Here is an 11,836-nt window from a genome sequence, read left to right as displayed (position 1 = left end):
CTTTCTGATATTATTCTCATTTTTTTGAGCGTAATAAATCAAAAAACAACCAATTCTTAAAGCAGCTTCCAACAAGCTAAAATATTATTTAAATCCTCCGAAATAGACTTCTTTCATAAAAATTCGGTTTCCAAAAACTGGATTTATCTCCACCTTTTCTCTGATTTCCTGATAAAAAGTTTCTCCATTAAAATCTTCAATTTCATAGTTGATCTTATGAGGAATTTTTCCAGAATTTAATGCTGTTATAGGGCGATAATCACCAAATAATTTTCTTTCGAAGAAACTTTTATTGCCATTATCAAATTCTGTTTTTTCTGTAGAAACTATATTGAAGTTTTCTTTATCAATAAAAACATGATAATCTGTTTTAGGAATTGATCTGTTTCCAGTACTCAATGTTTTTTCAAAATAATTCAAATGATAACATAATTTCCCTTCATACATTTCCTCACCTAAAACCTCAAAATTATTCCATAAATCAAGCCTTAAATCAGTTAAAAAATTCACCAAGTCAACATTCTTAGATAAATTACCATAATCGTATGTAGTTAATTTTGCCCATTTAGCATTTATTCCAGTTTCACGATCGTCATGACTCCACGCTTCTGGTCCGTTTACGATTTCATAATAAGCTTCAGGCATTTTTTTCTTAAGAAGATAATGAGATGTTGTTGCCCATTTTTCTTCTGTCTGAGGGATATTTGTTCCTTCTATCGAAATCTTAGAAAACAAATGTGCTTTTTCTACTTTTTTCAATGCTTGACTCCCTCCTAGATTATCAACTACTTTTGCCAAAAGATTTGCATTTAATTGATATGGTATAGAATCAAGCAAATTATATCTTTGGGTTTTAATCTTTTCCAAGTAAGCTTCACGATTCGATTTTTCGGTTTCCCACTCTGCATCTTGTTGCTGAATCTTTTCAAAAAATGCCAACCTTTTTTCTTCTTTCTCTTCCGCTATTTTAAGACCTAATTTTTCAAGATCAGCAAAACGTGTGGTATGGCTTCTTATTTTTTTGTCGACAAAAAAGCCATTATTCACTTTTTTAACTATCGAAGATCCTCTCGAATCCTGCTTATCATTTTCAATAAGCAAATTAGCATACAATAACGCCTTTTCTTTATTTTCAAGTAAAAAATAAGTTTCCGCTAAATTGTTTGTGACTATAAAACGAATGTTTTCGTTTGCAGAAGAAGGTGGATATTTTATCAATAAGCTTTCCAAATACTGCAAATGTGACGCTAAAGTTTTTTCGTCTAGACCTTTTTCAAGTGTTACTTTTTGCATCTGAGCCGTAATTTCGTTCTCAAATGCCAGAAACTGATTGTATTCTGGATGTCCTTTTGAAGTTACAAACTCAAACTTTATTTTTTCTTCACCTATAGTGTACCTTAATTTATAATTAAGGTAGTTTTGTATTGCGTGAACAGAACTGTATATTACTGTATCTAATCCTAATTCTTCAGCAGTGTAATTACCATCTCTTTCTGCTTCTGCAATTTTTTTATTATTCATATCAACAGCTGCCTTCAAATTGTCTTTTTGGCTACCAACAGCGATTAAATATGATTCTACTGTATTAAAATCTCTGGTTAATAGAAGCTTATCTGCGCATTTTGCCTCCATTTTTATTTTTACACTATAATTCGAAAATGCTTGGAACTTCCATCCATTTTTCTTTTTATCAAAAACACTATCAATTTTAGTGGCTTTATATTGAGGCAGTTCGATGGTTAAATAAATTCTTAGTTTTCCATTCGCAGGGTCTTTTATAAAACCTTCTATATTAAAATAGTGTTTCTTCAATATCGGCTCTTCTTGTATTAACTGCTTATCCATTTGATAAAAAGTGGTTTGAGTTAATGCATTATCAAGAGCGGGAAATTCTGAATAGTTAATTACAGGTATATAGAATTTCTTTTTTTTAGAACTTATTTTTTCTTGTGCTTGAATTGAACCAATTACAAGTAAAGCTATAAGGAGTAATATTTTTTTCATAGGCAAAAAAAAGCCATCAGAATCGGATCCTGATGGCCATATTTTTTTTTATTTTTCTTTCTTATTGAAGATCTGGATTGACTTATCAGAAACATAAAAAATGTTCTGAGTCGCAGGGTCTACTTCGTAAATTGGTTTGTTGTTGTTAAAAATAATTTTATCAACTTCAACTCCATCTACTTTACTCACTTTTACAAGAACTTTTTCTCCAGAATCTGCTTTTGCAAAAATATAAGAGTAGTCTCTATTTTGTTTCATTGCATTAAAACGAGAGTTAAATTTAGCTGCTACGACACCTAAAGCCGCAGAACCAGCTGCATAAGCTTTTGCTTGATCTTGATTTGTTTTATCTTCTTTCTTCAAAACAGTAGTTCTCAAGTTTCCGCTTTCATCACGATAAGTCATTGTCACTTCAGCACCTTTGATATCACTTGCCACAGAACCAACACCTAAACCGATGCTTCCAACAATAGCAGCACTTTTTATAAGACGTCTTGTTCCTTCTCCAGGCTGTGAATAAGTAAGGTGATATTTAACTGTGCCATCCATATTAACCCCCATTACTTCAAGCGGTCCAGAAAGCACAACTCCCCAAGGAAATTGCTCGATACTGTTTAATTCTTTTTCTCTTTTGATATTTACTTTGGCAAACGGCTCTGGTTTATCGCTGATGCTTGGATCAAATTTGTATAATTTCTCATCATTATACACTAAGTAAGAGTTTGTAGATTCGTCGTAAGTTGGTAAAACTGGACGGCTTTTTTCAAACTTAATATTACGTTTCCAAAGTTTAACTCCAGTTTTATAATCTACCATGTTTCCGTAAGTTCCTGTAAGATACATTACTTTTTCGCCAACTTTTCCTAAGTAGTAAATTGGATCTTCTTTATCATCAGAAATTTCAATGAATTTTTTCCAAAGCTTTTCTCCATCTTTGCTGATCAACATCATTTCATTTTCTGCAACATATAAGAAATCTTGATCAATTGGAATTACTCTTTTCAAACCGCCTCCACGAGCATCTTTTTTCCAAATTTTTTCTCCTGTTTTTAAGTCAAAAAAATTGAAACCGCTATCATGAGCAATTAATAATTTTGTCCCCCAATCTTCTAAATAAACAACATATTTAGTTTTGATAGATTCTTTCCAGATACTTTTCCCATCTTCTGTACTCAAAACATTAATATATTCTTTAGTTGAAAGAAGTCCAGCAGAATTAACTACCACAATATTTTTATCATTTTGTGTTTCGTAAAATCTAGTATAATCTTCGTCTGCTTTCCAGTTTAATTTTCCATTTTCTTTATTAAAAGAGTACAGTTTTCCATAAAGCAAATAATAAACTGTGTTACCATTAATCTTTGCTTTGTTTGTTAAACTTGAAGCTTTAGTTGAAAAGCTTATTAACGATTTTGCTTTATCAACCGTTGTATTCCATTTAATTTCTCCAGATGCCATATCTAGCAATGCAACCGCCATTTCTCCGTCTTTTTTAACAGTAAGAAGATATTCGTTTGTTTCAGGAATAAAATCTGATTGAAAAACCCAAAATGCTTCTTTTGAAGAGTTGTAAACGATTTTACCCGAATCTGTATTGATGATCAAGTATTTTGAATTAATATACGCCTCAATGTAAGGACTTCCTGGAACTGTAGACAAATCTCTTTTCTCTTTGAAAACATTTCCAAATTCAGGATCTTTTAAAATATCTTTTGAAGTAATAGTTCCAAAATCATCTTTTGTCAAAGTCCAAATAACTTTTTTTGTTTCGGGATCTAAACCCTTTACTGTTCCGCCTTCTTTAAAGACAACAACTCCTGTGATTTCATTTTGAACCAAGTCTTGAACAGCGTTTTCTGTAGTAACTATTTCATCATATTTTCTTTGTGCAAATGATGAAACTGCTACCGACAGAAGCAAAATAATCGAAAACGTAATTTTCTTCATAGTAGATTTTTTTTAAAATTGGTTGGTATTAGGTATTTATGAGAATGCGCTTTTTACTAAAAAAATGGGATTTTTTTAGTAAAAATTTACTGAGCAAATATATAAAAATAGAAAAGCGATTATGAAAAAATTTCTTTCAAAATATCTAACGATTTTGGACGCTTAAAACCTTCTAAATGAGCGGAATAAAAATCAATTAAAATCTTTAACAATATTTGTCTTTCAATTACATTAAAGACTTTTTGACTGTTGTCAAACTTTAGATCAATAAGTTTTTTTAACAAATTGGTTTCATGTTCAGAAAGAGCACTTGAATTGTGGAAAACCGTAAAACCCCCTTCATTCATTTCAAAAAAAGGAAGATCAATATCGGACAGATCGGGATAAAATCCGAGGTATTTTGTAATTTCTAAAAGAAGTATTAAATGAAAATTTGAAATTTCATCGTGATGATCGAGCCAAGTCAGCGCCGTTTCCAAGAACAAGAAAAGCTGTTCGTTTTTTTCTTCTTCCTGAATAGAATGATGAAGCATCTCTGAAAGAAACATCACCATGGTACTTTTCACAATATCAGTATGAATACTCTGAAACGGAACGGCAGTTTTTATTTCTTTAAAATTTTCAAGCGTCCCTTTATTTTTATGAACGGCTTCAATTTCTAAAATCGAAAAAGGCTGAAAATAAGCAATTTTCTGACTTGCTTTTCGGCTCGAAAAAGCATCGCGCACAAAATACGATTTCAGTCCGCTTGAAAGTGTAAAACATTTTACGATCAAGCTTTTTTCCTGAAATTTTAAAGAAGAGATTACTATGGCTTTTGTTTTGACGAGCACAATTTTTGTTTTATTTGTTTCAAGTTTAAAGTTTCAAGTTGTCGAACGAAATTGAAAACTGAAACTGCGACTGAATACTATCGTATAATCATTACTTTTTTAACTTTAGTCTCTCCTCCGTCTTCTGCAGAAATAAAAACCATATAGACGCCAGACGCAACTTTGTATTTACCAAATGCAGTGGTATCCCATTCAATTGTTCCACCTGAAGATGTGATTTCATAAACCAAATTTCCTTCAATATCAGTAATTTTTACGTTGGCTTTATCAATTAATCCAGCAACTTTTACTGTTCCGCTATAATTAGGGCGAACTGGATTTGGATAAACATATACATTGCTCAAATCATCGTTGGCTTCTGTGGCAATTCCGTTAAAAGAAACCAAACCTTTACTAGTCGCCATAAAGACTTCGCCTGTTTTAGCATTTATCTTTATATCATTTATGTAATTACTTGGCAGCGGAGAATTATTTATCGTAAAATGATATTTGGTTTCCTGGCCATTTGGAGAGACCATAAACACTCCAGAATCTGCAGTACCAATCCATTTATTGTTGGCACCATCAACAACTATAGAAGTAATAAATTGTTCGTAAAGTAATTCTTGAGCCAAATTATCTTCGGTTATAATAATTGGATTTGCCTTTAACCGACTTTCTGATTGAAAACTTCCAACATTAGACAAAACTCTCAAACCTTTTGTTGTCCCGATCCAAAGCTGATTTTTTGTATCTAAAGCTAAAGTTCTGACATCGGCTATCGGCAGATTTCCTGTATCGACACCAAAAGTCATTTTTTTAAATGTATTAGTGCTTTCATTAAAACCAACAACTCCATCTTTATTAGTTCCAATCCATTTTACATTGTTGCGATCAATAGCTAGGCTTGAATAGTTACTCTCTTCTGCATTATCCAGAATCGAAGTCATTGCATAACTTCCCCATTGTCCATTTGTTTTTAAAACTTTCAGACCATTTTTTATTCGGCTGTTTGTTACCCAAAGATTTGCAGATTTATCAAATGATGCTGCATTAATACGAACATCAATATAATTTGGCCCTTCTGTAGTTATAGATTCTAAACCGCTATTTTTTTCATTGTATAAAAAACTCGGAACATCGTTTTCAACTTTTACCAAACCTGAAAAGAAAGAACTTGCATAAACTTGTTTTTCATTGTTTGGATTAACAAGAACTCTAGTAATTGATTTTGCATCATACACTTCAGAATACGGAATATTTAACCATCCCGAAGTATTGTATTTGCTTATTCCATAATTATCTAAAGGATAAGGATTGTATGAAACATCATAATCTCCGTAAACTGCCCATAAAACACTTGAACCTGTATCTATAGCAAAAATATTGTTGCGAACTGGCCCAGCTGGAGTATTATTTTCGAAAACTCCACTACTATTAAGAGAAGAGGCGAACAGACCTTTTTCTTTTGTTCCAATAAAAATCTGATCTCCAACCGCCGTTGCACAGGTAAAATTTAAAGTATTGTCTAAAACCTGAGAATTTGCAATTTGACGGTTCAAAACCATCTGATTATTGTATACATAAACTGTATTGGCAGTTGTAACAAATAAATTATGATTTTTTGCTCTTGTATCGACTGCTGGCTGAGGCAGTTGTAAAAAACCAACAAATGTATTGGAATTGAATCTGTGAATATACCCAGAATCATTTACCGCAATAAGCTCAGTATCTAAAGTTTCTACGCTTGACCAGCTTCCTGCATTTACAACCGACCATTGATTGTAATCTATCAGATTGGCATTTGTCTTATCTGCTTTTCTAATACCGCTCAATGTCGCTGCAAAAATAAATCCATTAAATATGGTGGTTTGCTTAACACTTATTTCATCTCCATTATCACCAATAAAATACGTGTCGCCAAACTGAGAAGTTTTCAAATTAAATTGTACAATTCCAAAATCGCAAGAAACATACACTAGACCATTATCTTCCATAAAATGATTGATCTTCTTCTTGTTTGCCGGAAGCTGTTTATTGATTATGTCAACCACTTTTAAAATACTACCATCAACTTCATTAACCAAAATCATCAAACCGTTTTCGTAACCAATCAATGTTTTTTTGAATGTTTCACTATAATAAACTGCAGAAATTGTCTGACCTGATAGTCCGTCAACAGTAGTTGTTGTTTTAAGAATATTTGTTGCGATATTTTTAGAAAACAATGCATTTTCTGAAGCTGCAAATACGCCCGTAGTCGACTCAGAAATATCTTTTATTTCATTAAATGAAAAATATCCCTGCCAAGACAATTTGCTTTGCGCTCCGCAAAACTGAATTAGAAGTAAAAACAAACCGCAGAAAAATATTTTTTTCATCATTTAATGTATTCTATTAGGACAAATATACTACAAACGAGATTTTATTTATTTTTTAGCACAAATAAAATACCCCCGATATCTTATAAAGATAATCGAGGGTATTTTTTTATAGTAGTAAGTAAATTTTAAACAACACCTTGTGCAAGCATCGCATCAGCTACTTTTACAAATCCAGCAATGTTTGCTCCCTTTACGTAGTTTACATATCCGTCTTCTTCAGCACCATATTTTTTACATTGGTTATGAATTCCGATCATGATTTCTTTCAATCTCAAGTCTACTTCTTCACTAGTCCAGTTTAAACGGATTGAGTTTTGAGTCATTTCTAATCCAGAAGCAGCAACACCACCAGCGTTTGCAGCTTTTCCTGGAGCAAATAATACTTTATTATCTAAGAAAAGTTTAATAGCATCTAATGTAGAAGGCATATTTGCAGCTTCAGTAACACATAAAACGCCATTATCAATTAATTTCTTAGCATCATCACCGTTTAATTCATTTTGAGTAGCACATGGAATTGCAATATCTACTTTTACTTCCCAAGGGCTTTTCCCTTTATGGAATATTGCGTTTGGATATTTCTCTAAATATCTTTCTGCTCTATTATCTCCAGTAGCTCTCATTTCAACCATATGGTCAATTTTTTCTCCAGAGATTCCTTCTTCATCATAAATGTATCCGTCAGGTCCAGAAATTGTAACAACTTTACCTCCCAATTCATTTACTTTTAAAGCTACTCCCCAAGCTACGTTTCCGAATCCAGAAATAGCTACCCTTTTACCTTTAATCTCATGTCCGATAGTACGAAGCATTTGATCTGTAAAATAAACTACTCCATATCCTGTAGCTTCAGGTCTGATTAATGAACCTCCGTAAGCCAAACCTTTTCCAGTTAAAACTCCAGTAAATTCATTTCTGATTCTTTTATATTGTCCGAACAAATAACCGATTTCTCTTGCTCCAACACCAATATCTCCAGCTGGAACGTCAAGATCTGGACCAATATGACGGCATAATTCTGTCATGAATGACTGGCAGAAACGCATAATTTCTCCGTCTGATTTTCCTTCTGGGTCAAAATCAGAACCACCTTTACCTCCACCCATTGGAAGAGTTGTCAAACTGTTTTTGAAAACCTGTTCGAAAGCAAGGAATTTTAAAACTGATAAATTTACTGTATGGTGAAATCTAATTCCTCCTTTATAAGGTCCAATTGCAGAGTTCATTTGAATTCTGAAACCTCTATTTACAATAATTTCTCCTTTATCATCTACCCACGGAACTCTGAATATTATAGATCTTTCAGGTTCAGCGATTCTTAAAAGGATATTCTTTCCATCATACTTTTTACGTTCAGATATAAACGGAATTACAGTTTCTGCAAATTCTCTAACAGCTTGAAGAAATTCTGGCTCGTTTGGATTTTTTGACTCAACAAGAGCCATAAATTCATTTATTTTTTGTTCCATCTTTGAAATAAATTTTCAGATAATTTAGATTTAATTTTCACTCTTATAAAATAAGAAACCACGTTTAAGAAAACGTTTTCGTTTTAACTGACAAAGATATAGCAAATAATGATTCGCTGTTATATTTTTCGCTTTTTTGAATCGATTTGTGTTTTTTTCAAACATTCCAAAAAAAAGACATTTTTCATGTAGGTGTTTACATGCAAATTACCCTTTAAAAATTAGTAAATTAAGTATTTTGTTACTTATTTTTCAATACAGCAATTTAATATTTTGAATCGATTAGGTTTTTTATATATTTGCCCAGATTTGTAAGCCCCCAAAAAATGCGTAAAGCCCTATTTATCACATTATTTGCCTTGTTAGGCATCTCAACTACAGTATCAGCACAAGGATTAGCCCAAGAAATCGGAATATACGGAGGACCAGTTACTTTACAGTCTGATTTTGGAGAAAGAAATAACTTCGATAATAATGTTGGAAACACAGGTTTTGGCATCGGAATTATGCACTTCATAAACTTTTCTGCAAATAACAACAGAGAGAATTATTTCACAGAACATTTCAAGGTAAGATCTGATCTTTCTTATAGCAAAACTAATTTAAAGCATCATGGCCAATGGGTTGATTACAAGCCTAATGGATTATTTGCAAGACAATTAAGAAACATGCATGCAAGTTCTAGCATAGTAAGCCTAGGTGCACAAATGGAATTTTCTCCCTTTATGAAAATTCATGATTATGAAAACTCAGTTGGTAGCTTCAGTCCGTATGGAGCTTTAGGATTTCAGGTAAGCTATTATTCAACAAAAGTTGGATCTCATTTAGGAGACATTACACTTCCAGCTAATACTCCAGGAAAATACTTAACTCCATCTGATGGCCGTGCGCATGGATTCTCTACTGAAACTGGTGTAGCGTTGTCTGCAACAGCATCTATTGGTGTACATTATAAATTATCAGAAATGAGCGATTTAATGTTCGAAACTCGTTTCCAAACTTATAACTCAGATTGGATTGACGGATTAAACCCAAATAAAGATATTTACAAAGAAAACAAATCTAACGACTGGCAGGTTTGGTTTAACTTTGGATACATCTACTATTTAGAATTCTAAAAAAATTAAATTCCAAAATATTAAAATCCCAAATTCCAAAACTATTAAAATTGGAATTTGGGATTTTTTTATTGGAATTTATCTTAAGCTAAAGCTTGCTCTAAATCTGCGATTAAATCTTCTGCATCTTCAATACCAACACTCAATCGAACTAAATCATCAGTAATACCAACTTCTGCTCTTTTATCTGCAGGAATAGATGCATGTGTCATTAATGCTGGGTGATTGGCCAATGATTCTACTCCACCTAGAGATTCTGCTAGAGTAAAGACTTTCAGTTTTTCTAAAAATGCAATCGACTCTTCTTTCTTTCCTGATTTAAAATCAAAAGAAACCATTCCACCAAAAGCTTTCATTTGTTTCTTGGCAATTTCGTGAAACGGATGATTCTTCAAACCTGGATAATAAACTGTTTTAATCTTTGGATGATTACTCAAGTATTCAACTACCTTTTCTCCATTTTCACAATGTCTCTGAACTCTTAAAGCCAAAGTTTTGATTCCTCTTAAGACCAAAAAACTATCCATTGGCCCAAGTGTCGCACCAGTAGCAAACTGCTGAAAATGCAATTGATCTCCTAAAGCAGCATCTTTTACAATTAAAGCACCAGCGATAACATCAGAGTGTCCGCCTAAATATTTTGTTGCTGAGTGCATTACAATATCAGCTCCTAAATCTAATGGTTTCTGTAAATATGGAGTTGCAAAAGTATTATCTACTGCAAGAAGAATTTTTTTCTCCTGAGTAATTTTTGCTATTTCTTGGATATCTGCCAATTTCATCAACGGATTTGTTGGTGTTTCTATCCAGATTAACTTCGTATTTTCGTTAATTAAACTTTTCAATTTTTCGATATTTGTCATATCAACAAAATGAAATTTAATACCTGAATCTTTGTAAACACGAGAGAACATTCTGTACGTTCCGCCATACAAATCATCCATTGCAATAATTTCGTCTCCCGCTTTAAAAGATCTTAAAACACAGTCTGTCGCAGCAAGACCAGACGAAAATGCTAATCCGCGAGTTCCGTTTTCAATACTTGCCAAAGCGTCTTCTAAAGCAGTACGAGTAGGATTCGAAGCTCTACTGTATTCATAATCTGCCAAAGGTTTTCCTGGACTTGTTTGTACAAATGTTGAAGTCTGATACACTGGTGGCATCACAGCTCCTGTACTTGGATCATGATGTTGTCCTCCGTGAATTACTTTTGTATTGAATTTCATATAGTTATAAATTTTAATTCCTTAATTCTTTTACAAATTTACCGCTTAATTTATTTTATCGCGATACAACTTCTTACCTTTGTAGATAATTAACACTTTTTGATATGAAAAATTACTTATTTATACTCTTTTTGTGTTTGATTTTTACAAGTTGCAAAAAAGAGCTTTCATTTGAGAATGAAACGTTTGAAGAGAAATCTACTGTACCGTGCGCAAATGACTGCCCAAAAATCACCATAGAAGTTCCAATTGCTAAAAATATTAAAGTAACATCAGACAGCATCAATAAAAAAGTCTTTGCTGTTATTAAGGAGATTGTTTTTTTTGAAGAAGATTCAGTAAAAGTCAATGATTATAAAGCGTTGTCAAAATCTTTTATTACTTCATACGAAGAAATGCATCAAAAATTTCCGAACGACACTTTTGGGTGGGAAGCAAAAATAATTGGGAATGTAGAATTTCAATCAGACCAAATTCTGAATTTAAAAATTGATCATTACACTTTTACTGGCGGAGCTCACGGATATCAAGGCTACCGATCATTATTATTCGATAAAAAAACAGGAAAAACCATTTTCAATAAACAGTTGTTTAAAAACGAAAATGAGTTTAAAACTTTTGCTGAGAAAACATTTAGATCAAAATATAAAATTCCAGAAAAAGCCAATATTAATGCTACAGGTTTGATGTTTGAAAATGACAAATTCCAACTGCCTCAAAATATATTTTATACTTCTCAAGGTTTACTTTTATATTATAACTCATACGAAGCCGCATCTTACGCAGATGGTCCAAAAGAGCTTTTATTCCCGTACGAAGAAGTGCAACAATATTTAAATTTTCAATAAGAATTTCAGCGTGAACTAGACGCACTGC

General features: G+C 32.5%; 8 protein-coding genes. 2 read left to right on the top strand and 6 right to left on the bottom strand.

The genetic code is table 11. The features are described from left to right. Nucleotides 1-84 precede the first annotated feature (84 nt). The 5 genes from LPB248_RS12710 to gdhA all read right to left on the bottom strand — a co-directional run bounded on the left by LPB248_RS12710 (nt 85) and on the right by gdhA (nt 8,616). Nucleotides 85-2,004 carry a hypothetical protein gene (locus LPB248_RS12710; RefSeq protein ID WP_177211777.1) on the bottom strand — a complete coding sequence of 640 codons (1,920 nt, stop codon included), beginning with the start codon at nt 2,002-2,004 and terminating at the stop codon, nt 85-87. A gap of 48 nt (nt 2,005-2,052) precedes the next feature. Continuing rightward, entirely contained in the window at nt 2,053-3,951 is a 1,899-nt protein-coding gene (locus tag LPB248_RS12705; protein WP_177211776.1) for a PQQ-binding-like beta-propeller repeat protein, read from the bottom strand. Between the two features lie 119 nt (nt 3,952-4,070). Continuing rightward, a complete protein-coding gene (recO, locus tag LPB248_RS12700) occupies nt 4,071-4,784 on the bottom strand; it encodes a DNA repair protein RecO (RefSeq protein ID WP_177211775.1) in 714 nt (237 codons plus the stop codon). A 77-nt stretch (nt 4,785-4,861) separates the two neighbouring features. Beyond that, entirely contained in the window at nt 4,862-7,144 is a 2,283-nt protein-coding gene (locus LPB248_RS12695; RefSeq protein ID WP_177212546.1) for a T9SS type A sorting domain-containing protein, read from the bottom strand. Nucleotides 7,145-7,272: 128 nt separating this feature from the next. Continuing rightward, a complete protein-coding gene (gene gdhA / locus LPB248_RS12690) occupies nt 7,273-8,616 on the bottom strand; it encodes an NADP-specific glutamate dehydrogenase (protein WP_177211774.1) in 1,344 nt (447 codons plus the stop codon). Between the two features lie 326 nt (nt 8,617-8,942). On the opposite strand from gdhA, the gene LPB248_RS12685 reads away from it, so the two are divergent. Continuing rightward, nucleotides 8,943-9,734, top strand: coding sequence for a THC0290_0291 family protein (locus tag LPB248_RS12685; protein WP_177211773.1), 792 nt, complete (start codon nt 8,943-8,945; stop codon nt 9,732-9,734). A gap of 83 nt (nt 9,735-9,817) precedes the next feature. Here the strand turns inward: LPB248_RS12685 and LPB248_RS12680 are convergent, their stop codons facing one another. Then, complete coding sequence (locus LPB248_RS12680) at nt 9,818-10,960, bottom strand: cystathionine gamma-synthase (protein WP_177211772.1); 1,143 nt, start codon at nt 10,958-10,960, stop codon at nt 9,818-9,820. A 104-nt stretch (nt 10,961-11,064) separates the two neighbouring features. Between LPB248_RS12680 and LPB248_RS12675 the strand changes: the two genes are divergently transcribed. Next, a complete protein-coding gene (locus tag LPB248_RS12675) occupies nt 11,065-11,808 on the top strand; it encodes a DUF3298 and DUF4163 domain-containing protein (RefSeq protein ID WP_177211771.1) in 744 nt (247 codons plus the stop codon). Nucleotides 11,809-11,836: the final 28 nt, after the last annotated feature.

Source organism: Flavobacterium sp. LPB0248, assembly GCF_013388355.1.
Taxonomy (GTDB): domain Bacteria; phylum Bacteroidota; class Bacteroidia; order Flavobacteriales; family Flavobacteriaceae; genus Flavobacterium.
Note: the sequence above shows the minus strand (reverse complement) of the source record. Positions and strands in the feature narration are given on the sequence as shown.

Coding starts and splice junctions, on each gene's coding strand:
- LPB248_RS12710 (WP_177211777.1), bottom strand. CDS start 2,004: ATGAAAAAAATATTACTCCTTATAGCTTTACTTGTAATTGGTTCAATT.
- LPB248_RS12705 (WP_177211776.1), bottom strand. CDS start 3,951: ATGAAGAAAATTACGTTTTCGATTATTTTGCTTCTGTCGGTAGCAGTT.
- LPB248_RS12695 (WP_177212546.1), bottom strand. CDS start 7,144: ATGAAAAAAATATTTTTCTGCGGTTTGTTTTTACTTCTAATTCAGTTT.
- gdhA (WP_177211774.1), bottom strand. CDS start 8,616: ATGGAACAAAAAATAAATGAATTTATGGCTCTTGTTGAGTCAAAAAAT.
- LPB248_RS12685 (WP_177211773.1), top strand. CDS start 8,943: ATGCGTAAAGCCCTATTTATCACATTATTTGCCTTGTTAGGCATCTCA.
- LPB248_RS12680 (WP_177211772.1), bottom strand. CDS start 10,960: ATGAAATTCAATACAAAAGTAATTCACGGAGGACAACATCATGATCCA.
- LPB248_RS12675 (WP_177211771.1), top strand. CDS start 11,065: ATGAAAAATTACTTATTTATACTCTTTTTGTGTTTGATTTTTACAAGT.